At 33.7% G+C, this 16409-nt stretch carries 12 protein-coding genes; 8 read left to right on the forward strand and 4 right to left on the reverse strand.

The features are described from left to right. The first annotated feature begins 8 nt into the window (after positions 1 to 8). From purH to rodA, 6 genes are all read left to right on the forward strand, one after another. The gene (gene purH, locus BMZ09_RS03940; RefSeq protein WP_090837700.1) at positions 9 to 1538 is read left to right on the forward strand and encodes a bifunctional phosphoribosylaminoimidazolecarboxamide formyltransferase/IMP cyclohydrolase; all 1530 of its coding nucleotides are present in this window, start codon (positions 9 to 11) and stop codon (positions 1536 to 1538) included. Positions 1539 to 1780: 242 nt separating this feature from the next. Further along, entirely contained in the window at positions 1781 to 2809 is a 1029-nt protein-coding gene (locus BMZ09_RS03945) for a rod shape-determining protein (protein ID WP_090837702.1), read from the forward strand. A gap of 13 nt (positions 2810 to 2822) precedes the next feature. After that, positions 2823 to 3638, forward strand: coding sequence for a rod shape-determining protein MreC (mreC, locus tag BMZ09_RS03950; RefSeq protein ID WP_090837704.1), 816 nt, complete (start codon positions 2823 to 2825; stop codon positions 3636 to 3638). Continuing rightward, positions 3631 to 4137 (forward strand): rod shape-determining protein MreD, encoded by a 507-nt coding sequence (locus BMZ09_RS03955; RefSeq protein ID WP_090837706.1) that lies wholly within the window; start codon positions 3631 to 3633, stop codon positions 4135 to 4137. The genes mreC and BMZ09_RS03955 overlap by 8 nt, the downstream gene beginning before the upstream one ends. Further along, a complete protein-coding gene (mrdA, locus tag BMZ09_RS03960; RefSeq protein WP_090837708.1) occupies positions 4134 to 6110 on the forward strand; it encodes a penicillin-binding protein 2 in 1977 nt (658 codons plus the stop codon). The genes BMZ09_RS03955 and mrdA overlap by 4 nt, the downstream gene beginning before the upstream one ends. After that, positions 6097 to 7371 carry a rod shape-determining protein RodA gene (gene rodA / locus BMZ09_RS03965; RefSeq protein WP_090837710.1) on the forward strand — a complete coding sequence of 425 codons (1275 nt, stop codon included), beginning with the start codon at positions 6097 to 6099 and terminating at the stop codon, positions 7369 to 7371. The genes mrdA and rodA overlap by 14 nt, the downstream gene beginning before the upstream one ends. Before the next feature lie 178 nt (positions 7372 to 7549). Here rodA and BMZ09_RS03970 read toward each other — a convergent pair whose 3' ends face one another. Continuing rightward, positions 7550 to 10294 (reverse strand): TonB-dependent receptor, encoded by a 2745-nt coding sequence (locus tag BMZ09_RS03970; protein WP_090837712.1) that lies wholly within the window; start codon positions 10292 to 10294, stop codon positions 7550 to 7552. 37 nt (positions 10295 to 10331) lie between these two features. Then, positions 10332 to 11246 (reverse strand): GLPGLI family protein, encoded by a 915-nt coding sequence (locus BMZ09_RS03975; protein ID WP_090837714.1) that lies wholly within the window; start codon positions 11244 to 11246, stop codon positions 10332 to 10334. A gap of 161 nt (positions 11247 to 11407) precedes the next feature. On the opposite strand from BMZ09_RS03975, the gene BMZ09_RS03980 reads away from it, so the two are divergent. Together BMZ09_RS03980 and BMZ09_RS03985 are read left to right on the forward strand one after the other, a co-directional pair. Further along, positions 11408 to 12187 (forward strand): hypothetical protein, encoded by a 780-nt coding sequence (locus tag BMZ09_RS03980; protein WP_090837715.1) that lies wholly within the window; start codon positions 11408 to 11410, stop codon positions 12185 to 12187. A 2-nt stretch (positions 12188 to 12189) separates the two neighbouring features. Continuing rightward, entirely contained in the window at positions 12190 to 12804 is a 615-nt protein-coding gene (locus BMZ09_RS03985) for a deoxynucleoside kinase (RefSeq protein WP_090837716.1), read from the forward strand. A 101-nt stretch (positions 12805 to 12905) separates the two neighbouring features. Here the strand turns inward: BMZ09_RS03985 and BMZ09_RS03990 are convergent, their stop codons facing one another. Beyond that, a complete protein-coding gene (locus tag BMZ09_RS03990) occupies positions 12906 to 13910 on the reverse strand; it encodes an App1 family protein (RefSeq protein WP_090837718.1) in 1005 nt (334 codons plus the stop codon). A gap of 70 nt (positions 13911 to 13980) precedes the next feature. Continuing rightward, complete coding sequence (locus BMZ09_RS03995) at positions 13981 to 16401, reverse strand: sodium-translocating pyrophosphatase (protein ID WP_090837720.1); 2421 nt, start codon at positions 16399 to 16401, stop codon at positions 13981 to 13983. Between the last annotated feature and the right edge of the window lie 8 nt (positions 16402 to 16409).

Below are 16409 nucleotides of genomic sequence, written 5' to 3' on the forward strand. Positions count from 1 at the left end.
CAACTATAATGAGCAACAAAACAATTAAATCTGCATTAATTTCAGTATTTAGCAAAGACGGTCTAGAACCTATTGTTAAAGAATTACACAAACAAGGTGTCACCATATATTCTACTGGAGGAACCGAAACTTTTATTAAAAATCTTGGTATAGATGTTGTTCCCGTAGAGGACGTAACGTCGTACCCTTCTATTTTAGGTGGACGTGTAAAAACATTACACCCTAAAGTTTTTGGTGGTATTTTAAACCGTCAAAACCATGATGGAGATGTAAAAGAAATGAAAGATTTTGACATCCCTCAAATAGATGTTGTAATTGTAGATTTATACCCATTTGAAAAGACAGTAGCTACGGGAGCTTCAAATCAAGATATTATTGAAAAAATAGACATTGGAGGTATTTCTTTAATACGTGCTGCTGCTAAAAACTATGCGGATGTAATCTGTGTCTCTTCTGTAGATGATTATGCCGAGTTTTTAGAGTTAATTACAGATAAAAAAGGTGATTTATCTGAAGCGGATAGAAAAGCATTTGCTGCCAAAGCATTTAATGTCTCTTCTCATTACGATTCTGCTATTTTCAATTACTTTAATGCAGACCATGCTATTCCTGCTTTAAAAATAAGCGAAACTAATGGTAAAGTATTACGTTACGGAGAAAACCCACATCAAAAAGGTTTTTTCTTCGGAAATTTTGACGCACTTTTCACTAAATTACATGGTAAAGAATTAAGCTACAATAACCTTTTAGACGTTGATGCTGCTGTAAATTTAATTCAAGAATTTAAAGGCGAAAAACCAACATTTGCTATTTTAAAACATAACAATGCTTGTGGATTTGCTCAACGCGAAACAGTATCTCAAGCCTATACAGATGCGTTAGCAGGAGACCCTGTTTCTGCTTTTGGTGGTGTTTTAATTAGCAATACAGAAATAGACGTAGCAACAGCGACAGATATTCATAATTTATTTTGCGAGGTCGTAATTGCACCTTCTTTTTCAGCTGAAGCTGAAAGCATTTTAAAAGGTAAGAAAAACAGAATCCTATTAGTTTTAAAAGACACCGACTTTGCAGAAACAACTGTTAGAACATGTCTAAATGGCGTTTTAGTACAAGACAAAAATAATAAAACGGATACTGTAGAAGACTTAAAGTATGTTACAGAAAGTAAACCTTCAAGTGCTGCAATTGACGATTTAATTTTTGCTTCAAAAATATGTAAGCATACAAAATCAAATACAATTGTTTTAGTTAAAAACAAACAACTTTGCGCTAGTGGAACTGGGCAAACTAGTCGTGTGGATGCTTTAAATCAAGCCATACATAAAGCACAATCTTTTAATTTTGATTTAAAAGACAGTGTTATGGCTAGTGATGCATTTTTCCCTTTCCCTGACTGTGTGGAAATTGCAGGTAACGTTGGAATAACTAGTGTCATCCAACCAGGAGGCTCTATTAAAGACCAATTAAGTATTGATTACTGTAATGCTAACAATATAGCAATGGTAATGACTGGTACACGTCATTTTAAGCACTAAGAGTACTCTTAGAATAAAGCGACTTAAATAACATCTAAAAGCTTCGGTTTAATTACCGAAGCTTTTTTTATCCCATCTGGCTAAATTTCTGCGTAAGCAAAACATCTAAAACTTTGTTTTAAACGTATCTTTTATTCATACGTCGATTAATAAAAATTGTGAGGCATTAAATCCTTATATTACCATACTTTTATTACTTTTACAGCATCTTTTTAATAACGCCTTATAATTACAAATAACACATGGGATTTTTTGATTTCCTGACAGAAGAAATCGCTATAGATTTAGGTACTGCCAACACATTAATTATTCATAACGACAAGGTTGTTGTTGATGCTCCATCCATAGTGGCTAGAGACAGGATTTCGGGCAAAATTATTGCAGTTGGTCAAGAAGCCAACATGATGCAAGGTAAAACCCATGAAAACATTAAAACTATTAGACCATTAAAAGATGGTGTAATTGCAGATTTTGATGCGTCTGAACAAATGATAAGTTTGTTTATTAAAAATATTCCCGCTTTAAAAAAGAAATTATTTACCCCAGCTTTACGTATGGTAGTTTGTATCCCGTCTGGGATTACAGAAGTAGAAATGCGTGCAGTAAAGGAATCTTGTGAGCGTGTTAATGGAAAAGAAGTTTATTTAATACACGAACCTATGGCTGCTGCTATTGGTATTGGTGTAGATATCATGCAACCAAAAGGAAACATGATTGTAGATATAGGTGGTGGTACTACAGAAATTGCAGTTATTGCGCTTGGTGGTATTGTTTGTGATAAATCTGTAAAAATTGCAGGTGATGTTTTTACAAACGACATTATTTATTACATGCGTACACAACACAACTTATATGTTGGAGAACGTACTGCTGAAAAAATAAAAATACAAATAGGTGCTGCTACTGAAGATTTAGATCTTCCGCCAGAAGATATGAGTGTCCAAGGACGTGATTTATTAACTGGTAAGCCAAAGCAAGTACAAATTAGCTACAGAGAGATTGCTAAAGCTTTAGACAAATCTATTTTACGTATTGAAGACGCGGTGATGGAAACGTTATCACAAACACCTCCAGAATTAGCTGCCGATATATACAACACTGGTATTTATCTTGCTGGTGGTGGATCTATGTTACGTGGTTTAGACAAGCGTTTATCTCAAAAAACAGACTTACCTGTTTATATTGCTGAAGATCCGTTACGTGCTGTAGTTAGAGGTACGGGAATCACACTTAAAAATTTAGCGAAGTACAAAAGTGTATTGATAAAGTAGTAATAGAAACTAAATGCAACAAATTGTAAATTTTATACTTAGAAACAAATCTTTTTTGTTTTTCTTGTTGCTGTTATGTGTTTCGGTTGGACTTACTATACAATCACATTCTTATCATAAAAGCAAGTTTATAAACTCCGCTAACAGTATTACTGGCGGTGTTTATAATACAAGCAACTCCGTAAGTAGTTATTTTGGTTTAAAACAAGAAAACGATAAACTACACGAAGAAAATACACGATTAAGATCATTACTTTTTAATCAAAATATTGATGCAAAAACGTTTATAGATTCGACTTCTTTTAAAGGTAGATATACTTTTACTACTGCAAAAATTATAAAAAACAGCTACTCGCTTCAGAATAATTATTTAACAATAAATAAAGGTAGTCGCGATAGCATAAAGCAAGATTTAGGTGTTATTTCTTCCAAAGGTATTATTGGTATTATTGATAATACAAATAGCAAATACGCAACAGTAATTTCAATTTTAAACACCACCAATAAAATTAGTGGTCAATTAAAAAAAACAAATCAATTCGGAACCCTAAGTTGGAATGGTAAATCGTCACGATTAATACAATTAACGGATATCCAGAAAAGCGCAAAATTAGTAAAAGGAGACACCATAGTTACTTCTGGACGTTCTGCCATATTCCCAAAAGGAATTTTAGTGGGTACTATTGAAGATTTTAAATTAGATGTCACTAAAAACTTTTTTGAAGTCAATGTGCTTTTATTTAATGACATGACAAATCTAGAGCACGTTAGTGTTATTGAAAACAAAGACAAACCACTAATAGACGACTTACAAAAAACTAATGAATAACCTATTATCCATACATACTGTTAGGTTTTTTGTACTGATTTTACTTCAGGTATTATTATTTAATAAAATAAACTTTTTAGGCTACATAAACCCACATGTTTACATCCTGTTTATCATACTATTTCCAGTAAAAAATAACCGCATCTTATTTTTATTTCTAAGCTTTTTATTAGGCCTATGTGTGGACATTTTCATGGATTCTGGAGGGATTAATGCCTCAGCAGCTTTAGTGACTGCTTTTATAAGACCGGCAGTTTTAAAATTCAGTTTTGGTGCGGTTTACGAGCATCAAGCTCTTAAATTTAATAATATAGATTTTGGACAAAAATTAACTTATATCTCTATATTAACTTTTGCACACACACTAACCTATTTTCTATTTGAAATATTTAACGTTTCCAAAGTAATTTTTGTGTTACAAAATACGTTGTTTTCTAGTATATTCACTATTATACTATGCATATTAATAACCTCTATTTTCAGCAAAAAATCTAAATGAGAAAACTTTTACTTCTTTTATCTGTCATAATTGTAGGCATCGTTTTTACAGGTAGATTACTATACCTTCAAGTATACAATGCAACCTCAACAGATTTATACAAGGATAACGCCATCAGAAAGGTATTTGACTACCCTAAACGTGGTTTTGTTTATGACCGTAATGGCAAACTATTAGTATCCAACCAACCGTCTTATGACGTCATGGTAATACCTAGAGAAGTAAAGCCTCTAGATACTTTAGAGTTTTGTAACTTATTAAAAATTGACAAGCCTACATTTATAAAAAAGCTTACAAAAGCTAACAGGTATTCTCCACGACTACCGTACGTTTTTGTGTCACACTTATCCAAAGAAGATTACGCCATTTTGCAAGAAAAAATGCGTAAATATGAAGGTTTCTATATTCAAAAACGTAGTTTAAGAAAATACGAAACTACTATTGGCGCTAATGTTTTAGGAGATATTGGTGAAGTAAACGATAGAAACATTAAAAATGATAACTATTATCAATCAGGAGACTTAATTGGTAAAGCAGGTGTTGAGGCGTCTTATGAGTCTACTTTACGAGGACAAAAAGGTATTAAATTTATACAAAAAGACAGATTTAACAGAAACCTAGGACCTTACCAAGACGGGATACACGACACATTACCAGAAGCTGGAAAAGATATAAAAATAACCATTGATGCAGACCTACAAGCGTACGGTGAGCTATTAATGACCAACAAACGTGGTGGTATTATTGCTATAGACCCAAAATCAGGCGAAATTCTAGCATTAGTATCTGGACCAAGTTATGATCCTAATATTTTAGTAGGTAGAGATCGCTCAAAAAACTTTACAAAATTATATAATGACTCCATAGCAAATCCAACATTTGACAGAGGACTACAAGCGCAATATGCACCTGGATCTCCTTTTAAAGTTATAAATGCCTTAATTGGTTTACAAGAAGGCGTGGTAACTACTTCAGAACAGTTTACTTGTAGAATGGGATATTATTACAACGGTAGAAAACTACACGGTTGTCATAGCCATAGAAGTCCTGTTAATATGAATTTAGGTATTTACGAATCCTGTAATGCCTACTTTGTTAATGTCTATAGACGAATTTTAGAAAAATACCCAACCTCAGCTGAAGGTATGGATGTTTGGAGTAATCATGCCAAGAGTTTTGGATTAGGTGATTATTTAGGATATGATTTAGTGGTTGGAAGAAAAGGACGCATTCCAGACAGTAAATTTTACGCCAAATGGTACGGTAAAAATAGATGGAGTTCTACATTTATGACCTCTAACGCGATTGGACAAGGAGAAGTTGAAGCAACTCCTATACAATTAGCAAACATGGTTGCAGCTATTGCCAACAGAGGTTACTTTATAACACCACACATTATAAAAAGTATTGAAGGCGAAACTATTGACGAAAAATATACAACACCAAGATACACAACTGTAGACCGCAAACATTTTGAACCCGTGGTAGAAGGAATGTACGATGTATTTAATAAAGGTACTGCAGAAAACTTACAAGTTGAAGGAATAGAAATTTGCGGAAAAACAGGGACTGCAGAAAACTATGCTAAAATTGACGGTGTACAAACGCAATTAACAGACCACTCCATTTTTGTTGCATTTGCACCTAAAGACAATCCTAAAATAGCCATTGCTGTATTTGTTGAAAATGGGTATTGGGGAAGTCGTTTTGCTGGAAAGATTTCTACTTTAATGATTGAACAATATTTAAACGGAAGTATTAGTCGTACAGATTTAGAAAAATGGATTTTAACCCATAGTTTAGAAAACGAATATGCTAAACAATATTCTGGAGAGCCTTTTAAGATTAACAGAGAAACACAGTTACAAATTGTACCTGCTCCGAATAAAAACGACATAAACGCAACACCAAAAACAAACTTAGAAAAACAGCAAATACAAGCTACCCCAATACACGTAAATGAGGCAAACTGATAGACATTTTAAATTTGATTGGTTAACCATACTACTATATTTTATACTAGTTATGTTTGGTTGGGTAAACATTATATCTGCTTCACATTCTGGAGAAGCTTTAGAGTTTTCTAATTTCTCGCATTTTTACAGCAAGCAATTAGTGTTTATTGGACTGTCTGTACTATTAATAATCCTTATTCTATCCATAGAAGCCAAGTTTTACGAGCGCTTTTCTAGTGTTATTTACATCATTGCCCTACTGTCTTTAGCGGGTCTATTTGTCTTTGGAAAAAATATAAATGGTGCCACATCTTGGTACCCAATTGGTAGTTTCACGTTTCAACCAGGAGAGTTTGCTAAGGTTGCCACTGCTCTAGCTGTTGCCAAATATATAAGCGATTTGAACACAGATATAAATCGTTTTAATGATCAACTTAAAACCTTTGCTATAATTGTTACCCCTGCTCTATTAGTGCTATTACAACCTGATGCAGGAAGCGCCATTGTTTACGGTGCTTTTTTCTTTGTTTTATACAGAGAAGGTCTACCACACATTTACTTAATTGTAGGTGTCCTTTTAATACTACTTTCCATATTCGCATTAAAATTTGGAGTAATCAGCACGTTGTTAATTACATCTATAGTTGTATTAACTTATTACTTTACAAGAAAGAAAAAACCATCCATTATACAACCTATTACTGTTATATTATTGTGCACGTCATTAGCATTTAGTGTGCGCTTTTTTTATGATAATATTCTTCCTGCGCATCAAAAAGACCGCATTACAATTTGGTTGAGTCTTGAAAAAGACCCTGACAAATTGGAGCGCATGAAAAAGACCGTTGCCTACAACTTAAATGAATCTGAAAAAGCCATTAGTAGTGGTGGATTTAAAGGAAAAGGATTTTTAGAAGGTACACGTACCACAGGTAATTTTGTGCCAGAACAGCACACTGATTATATTTTTAGTACTGTTGGAGAAGAATGGGGTTTTATTGGTAGCTTTTTAACGGTAGTTGTTTTTCTTTTGCTAATTATTAGGATACTTATACTTGCCGAACGACAGAAAACACAATTTAGCAGAATGTATGGTTATGCAGTAGGCGCCATACTCTTTTTACACTTTATGATTAATATTGGTATGGTCATGGGATTAATACCAACCATTGGTATACCACTACCCTTCTTTAGCTATGGTGGCTCTGGTCTTTGGGGTTTTACAATCTTAGTATTTATCTTTATTAAGTTAGATTCTAATCGTATTAATGAGTGGTAGTGTTTTTGCCTTTTACCTTTTGCCTTTTGCCTTTTGCAAAGTTTGAACATTCACTTATATAAAAATGACTCCTTTTCACAACTTGATTACAACTAGTTGTTTCGGTTTAAAATAACACATAAAAAAATCCCTTTCAACTTGACGTTAAAAGGGATTTGAAATTTTATTTTATTTCATCTTAAAGATTATAAATAAATCGAGCTGTAACAAATCTAGGTTGAATAAAATACTCACTAGTGCTTACAGAAAAAGCATCGTTACTATTTTGCACTCTAGAATCCGTATCTAATAAATTTGTAGCTTTAAGCTCATATTCCCATTTACTATCACTACTTTTTCTATACGCTAAATTAGCATTCCATAATCCAAAACTATTACTATTACCTTCTAGCGTTTGACGGTTGTATGTATAGTCTGTTTTAAAGGTGAATTTTTTAAATATTAACGCATCAAATTCTGCTGATGGGGCATTGGTATATATTTTAGTACGCCTTGTCCCTTGGTCATTATCACTTAAACCATACGTATATCGTAATTTAAAATTTGGAGCTTCTCTAAAATTAGATCTAAACTCAGCTGTATAACTTTGACTATAGTTTTCGTTAACCGAAACTTGACTATTAATAAACTGATTAAATTTAGAGTAGTTAAATGTTCCTCTAACACTAGCTTGTAATTTTCCAAAACGTCTTTGAAAACGTCCGCTTGCACTTAAACTCTCGTCATCTAAACCAGAATTATAAGGTGTACTTGTTCTAATAACAGATCCCGGCTGAAACTCTGATACGTTTCTAATATTATCAATGTTTTTAGAGTAGTTAATAAACGCAAACACGTTAGTATAATTAAACATGTTAAAACTAAAGTAACTTAAGTTTATATTATGTGCTAAAGAGCTTTCTAAATCAGGATTTCCTCTAAACGTAGAATTATAATTGTTTAAAACTAAACCTTGGGCAAACTGATTAACATCCGTAAACTGCGTCTGCATCTTATAAGATAAATTTAAAGTTTCTGTCCCCTTTAATTGAATACGCACATTTAAATCTGGCAATACTCTAAAAAAGTTATCCGTTGTCTTAGTACTAAACTGATCGTTAACAGCACTATAAGCATGTGCAGAAACTCCAGGACTAATTGTAAACTTACCAGTTTTAAAACGATAATGCGCTCCTAGATACAAATCACTAAACGTGTACTTAATATCATTAACATCAGACAAACCTGTTATTGTGGTATTGGTGTCTAATTCTGAACCATCATCCAAGGTTTGAAAAATATTAGAATCAAATTGCTGATTGCTATAAATAGTTCCAACTGTAAAGTTTATGTCACTCTTTTTATTTAGAATATTCCAATAATCTACTTTAGCATCTACTTGATTAGTTTTAACACGTTTTTGTTGATTAACATCATAACTAACCTGCGTCCCATCTAAACCTAAACCTTGAGCAGTGTCATCAAAAGGATCCCTGTTATTTGGATCAGCATCAGTATTATTACTTGGATCATTTTGCAGTAAAGCATTGTAAAATGGATCTTCATCTTGCAATAAATGTTGTATTGATAATGCAAAAATATTATCTTCATCCATTGTGTAATAATAATTTAAATTTTGATTTATCTTGTATGGATTGGTTTCTTCATTTTGATCAATTGGTCCAATCACGTTAGAGAACGTTCCGTTTAATTGTTCGTCTTTAGACACACGTCCTAAAATATCATAATCCAATTGATTACTCGCATTTGGTTTGTATTTAGCACTAAACTTAACCAACCCTAAATCACTTTTTTGTTGCGTATTGCTCTGTGTGTTTTCATCAGGAATACCTAACGTCTGATCTGTATATAATACCGCACTGTTTTCCTGCAACTCTATTCTGCTACTTGCAAAAATGGCAAATCCACTAACATCTAAAGTACTTTTTGGAGAGTAGCTAAAATTAGCAGCACCAAACTTAGTATTAATACTTTTTGCTTGATTGTTTTGAAGTTGTCTAAAACCTAAGTCATTACTACCTAAACTAATGTTAGTTCCACTTTGCTGACTTGGTTGTTGGAAGCCTCCTGAGAAATTAAAAATATCACGACGCGACAATGCTAATTCGCCAATATTATTTAAATCACCAATAAAATTAATACTCTTTTTAGGGCTATAATAAAATAATTTAGGCTGTGCTAAATACAGCTCACCACTACTAGAATCTCCCGCTCCAGCAGTAATAGTACCAAACCAAAAGTTTTTCTTTCCTTCTTTTAATTTAATATTAATGGCAATATTATCTTGGTTATTAGTCACACCACTTAATTGACCAACTTCAGAATAATTTTTTAAAACCTGAACTTTATCAATAGCATTTGCTGGGATATTTTTTGTTGCCAATTTAGTATCACCATCAAAAAACTCTTTACCATCAATCATAACTTTACCAACCTTCTTTCCTTCAATCTCTACCTCTCCATCGTCATTAATCTCTACACCTGGCATTTTTTCTAGTACATCACCAAGTTTACGTTCCGTTCCGTTTTTAAAAGAATCTGCGTTGTATGTAATTGTATCTCCACTTATAGTCACTGGCATTTCATAAGTAATTTCAACTTCATCCAAACTATTATCAATAGTCATTATGTAGTCTTTAGTAATACCTGCTTCTTTAGTATTAACAGTCTCAGAAATTTGTTGCATTCCAATATAGCTTACCTTAATACTATAACTAGAATTAACATCTAAATTAAGCTTATAACGTCCTTTATCGTTAGTTATAGCGTAAGACTCTAATATTTTAGTCTCTTGGTTTATAGCGATTACATTAGCTAGCTCTAATGCAACACCTGTGCTATCTTTTACTACACCTTCAAATTTGACTTGGGCAAACGAGGTGCTAGCCACTAATAAAAGCAGCGTGGTTAAAATATGTTTCATTTGTATTATTTAATTGGTTGGGTTATGTACTAAAAAATTAATTACGACGTCCTCCGCCTCTTCCTCCACGTGATCTAAACATCTCGCGCATCTCTTCCATTTTTTTCTTTACAATGTCTTGATACGCTTCCATAGTAACTTCTTTACCTTTAGTAGGCTTTTTGATTTCGTTTTTATCAGAAGGATTCATGACTATTTTAGTACATAAAATGGTAGTTCTACCAGAATTAACCTCCAAGATTAAGCCAGGAAGTCCCCAATATTCTCCAGGACCAGCGCTTACAGGGATATCCATAGTATACCAAGCAACAACCTCAACTTCTTTAGGGATTTCTATATCTTCAAAAGGATCTTTTGGCACATCTGCTTTTGTGCTATCACTTTTAACCTCTGCAGTTTCTTTTTTATCAGCCTCTTTTTTTCCTCTATCACCACCTCTTCTTCTCATGTTGGTCCAATCGGCAGCATCAACCTTTTTAGTAGCAGTAGCCTTAAAACAAGTATACTTACCAATTTGCTTAGACTCGCCAGTCATTTTCCAATCTAACTTGACTAAACTATCTTTAATTAAAAACTGCTTACCAAAAAACTCTTGATCTTGCAATAATTGATTGTCTTTAACATTTTTATATACCGTTCCTGCAGACATACCACCCATATTAAATCCACCTCTACCTCCACTTGGTGCTTCTAAAGCTTCGTCTTCTTTATACATAGATTCTGTTTTATTAAAATCTAGAATAAATGTTTTTTCAAGCATACTCTTCATACGCTCCATAATAGACTTCTTACGTTCAGGGCTCATCTCACGTCCACCAAAACTATCCATATCAACAGTTGTCTTTGACATATAAATAGCTTGACCTTGAAAACCATCTTGCGCAAACGCATTTGATGACATAATCATGACCACTAGAATAGCCAGATTTTTAATAGTAGTTTTTAGTTTCATTGTAATAGATTTTAAATTTATAAGGGTAATACGTCCATTAGACCTCAAAAAAAGATAATGGTTTAATCTAAAAGTGTTAAAAATTAAATTAGCAAAAACAATAGTCCTCTAAATATGTTTTCTGATGCACCTTTGGTTTAGTTTTTGTACATTGGTAGTCCATGAAGGCAATACTAATATTATTCTGTATTTTATCATTTCCCTTATACGCTCAAGATGCGATAAGCGCGACTTTAGTCCAAAAGGACAGTCTAGATGCCGATCAATTTATTTCTAAAAATAATTTTGAAAGCCTCTATTACATAAAAGACAATTCGTTTATAAAAAGCCAAGATGGCAATACTATAAACTACAGTAATTTTCAGTTAGGCAAAATAACCACCGCACACACTTTTAATCCGTTAAAAATAAACGTGTTTTATGCAGACCTAAACACAGTGATTATATTAGATAATAGATTAGCCGAAGTCTCTAAAATAGACTTTAACGCATTACAAGACTACAAAAACGTATCGCATGTAACTACCGGTTTTGATAATACTGTTTGGTTATTTAACCAAGATTTTCAGTATTTAGAATTATACGATTACAAAACACAAACCACACGTTACAAAACCATACCAGTAGCCTCAAAGGTTTTAGACATAACAAGTAATTACAATTACTGCTGGTTATTGACAGAAAACAACCTGTATTGTTATAATTATTTTGGAAGTGTTGTTTACAAAATCAAAAACGATGGCTATTCAAGCATCAAAGCCTCCAACAAAAACCTAATAATTAAAAACCAAAACGGTTTAATTTTTTATAATCACAAAACCAAAACACTGATACCTATTAAATTACCAAATATGTTAATAAGTCAGTTTTTTGTAACCAATCAAATCCTGTATATTTACAATCGTAAATTACTATTTCAATACCAACTTAAAACAGACTAACTATGCACGTTGCCATAGCAGGAAACATAGGCGCAGGAAAAACGACGCTTACTAAATTATTAGCCAAACACTTTAACTGGGAGGCGCAATTAGAAGACGTTGTAGACAACCCGTACCTTGACGATTTTTATAATCAGATGGAACGTTGGAGTTTTAACCTGCAAGTTTACTTTTTAAACAGTCGTTTTAGACAGGTTTCTCAAATTCACGAAAGTGGAAAAGACATCATACAAGACAGGACTATTTATGAGGATGCACACATATTTGCTCCTAACCTGCACGCTATGGGTTTAATGACCAATCGCGATTTTGAAAACTACAAATCCCTTTTTGATCTAATGGAAGGTTTTGTTGCCAGTCCTGATTTATTAATTTACTTACGCAGTTCTATCCCAAATTTGGTATCTCAAATACACAAACGTGGACGTGATTACGAAAACTCAATAAGCATAGATTACCTAAGCAGACTTAACGAGCGTTACGAGGCTTGGATACATGGTTACACAAAAGGTAATTTATTAGTTATTGATGTAGACAATATGGACTTTGTTGCAAATCCTGAAGACTTAGGTATTATTATCAATAAAATAGACGCAGAAATAAACGGTTTATTTTAGATAGTTTGGGGCGTTACCACAAGGGTCGCGCTGTACATTATATCTTTTTTTGCCATTTGTGGCAGCAAAAAAAGGATGCCATTTCCATCGCTAACGCGGGCTTATTTAATAAGACCATGACTTCTAGCATGGACTATAGCCTCTTTACTAGAATTTACCAATAACACTGGAGTTTGCTTATAATGACTAAGTAAACTTTTTACCCGCTTGGTTTTCTTCTTATCATTAACACTTCTTAAATATACTGCTTTAATACGGTCAGGATAGGCATTTACAAGTTGTAGATAAATATCAGGATCATGCTCTCCACTATCACCAATTAAAATAATAGATAACTTAGGATACGTCTTTAAAATATTTTCAATCTCTAACTGTTTTTCAGGCTTACTATCAGGCGTTTTCTTTTTAAAAATAGTACTAAAACCCCTCAATAAAATTGGGCCTTTAGGAAAATTATTAGTTCTTAAAAAAAACTCTAAATAACGGTATAAATTCCATGGACTATGGCTTACGTAAAAAATAGGATTCGCCTTTTTATTAGTAGGACCTTTATGCAATTTATGGTAAAAATCTGCTGCACCTTCCAACGGAATTCTATTTTGAGCATGTTTAAAAAATGTATTATACAACACACGCCATTTTAAAACAGACACCACACCAGTGTGCAAAATAGTATCATCAATATCGCTAATAACACCAAAGTCAGAATCCTGATTAGGTATCAACAACTCTGCACGGAATCTATTCTGACTTTGTATTGTTCGTTTTAAAGACGCATCATCATAAGACACCTCAAAATTTAACCAACCTTCCGTATTTATAAAATCACCAAAATCAGAAATAGCTTCATCTATTTTATAATAGCCATCCTTATCCGTTTCAGTGTAAAATACTTGATTATTAGGGAGTGTAATTTTAAGTCTTGTATGTTTTATTTCGTCGGTTTCAAATCGTTTCCACGTATTCAAAACAAGATTAAACATACTTTTTTGGTCTAAGTCAATAGTTTCGTCTTCCAACGCACGACCGCGATGGTACAAATGGCTGGGCGTACCATAACTTAAAAACGAAATAATTTGTAAGGGATCTTTCTTAAACCAACTCATTACTCAAATATAGCATAAAAAAAACCTGCTAATGTTATTAGCAGGCGTAAAATTTATAATTTTAATACAGTTAGCCCTTTTTTACATTTACCGATTTAATAATTTTCTTATCCGCCTCAATACGTGCATTATTATCGGCTTCAAACGCTTTTATTTTAGTTTCGACGTCAGTCTTAACACCCTTAAAGGTTTCCGTTTTAACAACTGTTTCTCCATTAACCACAATAGTATATATTATAACAGCTTCAGCCACATTACTGTCTGCAACCATTTGTTTTTCAATAGTAACGTCTTCTGTATGTGCTACACCTGTATCAGCATGACCACCTAAAATTGGTGCAATCACCAACCCAATTAAACACGTTAGTTTTATTAAAATATTCATCGATGGTCCAGACGTATCTTTAAACGGATCACCAACTGTATCTCCAGTAACAGCAGCTTTATGTGCATCACTTCCTTTATAAGTCATTTCGCCATTAATCTCTACACCAGCCTCAAAAGACTTTTTTGCATTATCCCAAGCACCACCAGCATTGTTTTGAAAAATAGCCCATAAAACACCGCTAACAGTAACACCTGCCATATAACCTCCTAACATTTCGGCAACAGCCAAATGATGCATTCCAAAAAGTAATGGCACAAAAGCTATCACCAACGGAAAACCAATAGTTAATAACCCCGGTAACATCATTTCTTTTAAAGACGCTTTAGTAGATATAGCCACACATTTATCATATTCGGGCTTTCCGGTACCTTCCATAATACCAGGGATTTCTTTAAACTGGCGTCGTACTTCTTCTACCATTTCCATAGCTGCTTTACCAACCGCATTCATGGCTAAAGCCGAAAACACAACAGGCACCATTCCTCCAACAAATAACATTGCTAAAACCGGTGCTTTAAAAATATTTATACCGTCAATTCCTGTAAACGTTACATAAGCAGCAAACAACGCTAACGATGTTAATGCTGCGGATGCGATAGCAAACCCTTTTCCTGTTGCAGCTGTTGTGTTACCAACCGAGTCTAATATGTCCGTACGCTCTCTTACAATCGGATCTTGCTCACTCATTTCTGCAATACCTCCGGCATTATCAGATATTGGACCAAAAGCATCAATTGCTAATTGCATAGCTGTTGTAGCCATCATAGCAGAGGCAGCTAAAGCAACACCATAAAATCCTGCTAATGCATAAGACGACCAAATGGCTGCTGCAAATAATAATACCGATGGAAATGTAGAAATCATTCCCGTAGCTAAACCTGCAATTATATTTGTTCCTGCTCCGGTACTAGATTGTTGTACAATTTTTAAAATCGGCTTTTTACCTAATCCTGTATAATACTCCGTTACAGATGATATTACCGCTCCAACAAATAGCCCAACTAATGTCGAATAAAACACACGCATAGAGGACACTTCTATAGTACCTTCTCCAAAAAAGTTCATTTGCATAGTTTCTGGTAACATCCAAGTTACTAATCCATAACAAGCTGCTGCCACCAATGCAATAGATACCCAATTACCACGGTTTAAAGCGCCCATTACTTCGGGCTCCTTAGCATCATTACTATTTATTTTGACTAATAAAGTTCCTATAATAGAAATAATAATTCCGACACCAGCAATAGACATTGGTAATAAAATTGGTCCAATACCTCCAAAAGCATCATCTATATTTCCTCCCATATCTTTAATCACATAATTACCCAATACCATTGCTGCTAGTACTGTTGCAACATAAGATCCAAATAAATCAGCTCCCATACCTGCTACATCTCCAACATTATCACCAACATTATCTGCAATAGTTGCTGGATTACGAGGATCATCTTCTGGTATACCAGCTTCTACCTTACCTACTAAATCAGCACCAACATCGGCTGCTTTAGTATAAATACCGCCACCAACACGAGCAAACAAAGCAATTGACTCTGCACCTAAAGAAAACCCAGCTAAGGTCTCTAACACAAGTGTCATGTCCTCTGTATTAGTCCAGCCATCTGGCATAAATACAAACTTGTAAAATATTATAAAAAAGGCAGTCAACCCTAAAACAGCTAATCCTGCAACACCAAGTCCCATTACTGTTCCGCCTCCAAAAGATATTTTTAAAGCACTTGGCAGACTTGTTTTTGCTGCCTGTGTTGTTCTAACGTTAGTTTTGGTTGCGATCTTCATACCTATATTTCCCGCAAAAGCAGAAAAAATAGCCCCGCAGATAAAAGCAATTACTATTAAATAACTAGTAGTGGGTACAAAATACGCGACTACAGCAAGTAAGACACTTACTATAACTACAAAAATTGAAAGCAATCTATACTCGGCATTTAAAAAAGCTAAAGCCCCTTCGTAGATGTGATCCGAAATCTCTTTCATCTTACCATCACCAGAATCTTGCTTCATTACCCAAGATTGTTTAATAATCATGTAAATTAAGCCCAAAATTGCCATAGCAATAGGCATATATATCATCATTGATTCCATATAAGTTT

The organism is Olleya namhaensis (assembly GCF_900114005.1).
In the GTDB taxonomy this organism is placed as follows: Bacteria; Bacteroidota; Bacteroidia; order Flavobacteriales; family Flavobacteriaceae; genus Olleya; species Olleya namhaensis.

Coding starts and splice junctions, on each gene's coding strand:
- purH (WP_090837700.1), top strand. CDS start 9: ATGAGCAACAAAACAATTAAATCTGCATTAATTTCAGTATTTAGCAAA.
- mrdA (WP_090837708.1), top strand. CDS start 4,134: ATGAGAAAACTTTTACTTCTTTTATCTGTCATAATTGTAGGCATCGTT.
- BMZ09_RS03980 (WP_090837715.1), top strand. CDS start 11,408: ATGAAGGCAATACTAATATTATTCTGTATTTTATCATTTCCCTTATAC.
- mreC (WP_090837704.1), top strand. CDS start 2,823: ATGCAACAAATTGTAAATTTTATACTTAGAAACAAATCTTTTTTGTTT.
- BMZ09_RS03990 (WP_090837718.1), bottom strand. CDS start 13,910: ATGAGTTGGTTTAAGAAAGATCCCTTACAAATTATTTCGTTTTTAAGT.
- BMZ09_RS03970 (WP_090837712.1), bottom strand. CDS start 10,294: ATGAAACATATTTTAACCACGCTGCTTTTATTAGTGGCTAGCACCTCG.
- BMZ09_RS03975 (WP_090837714.1), bottom strand. CDS start 11,246: ATGAAACTAAAAACTACTATTAAAAATCTGGCTATTCTAGTGGTCATG.
- BMZ09_RS03985 (WP_090837716.1), top strand. CDS start 12,190: ATGCACGTTGCCATAGCAGGAAACATAGGCGCAGGAAAAACGACGCTT.
- BMZ09_RS03945 (WP_090837702.1), top strand. CDS start 1,781: ATGGGATTTTTTGATTTCCTGACAGAAGAAATCGCTATAGATTTAGGT.
- BMZ09_RS03955 (WP_090837706.1), top strand. CDS start 3,631: ATGAATAACCTATTATCCATACATACTGTTAGGTTTTTTGTACTGATT.
- BMZ09_RS03995 (WP_090837720.1), bottom strand. CDS start 16,401: ATGGAATCAATGATGATATATATGCCTATTGCTATGGCAATTTTGGGC.
- rodA (WP_090837710.1), top strand. CDS start 6,097: ATGAGGCAAACTGATAGACATTTTAAATTTGATTGGTTAACCATACTA.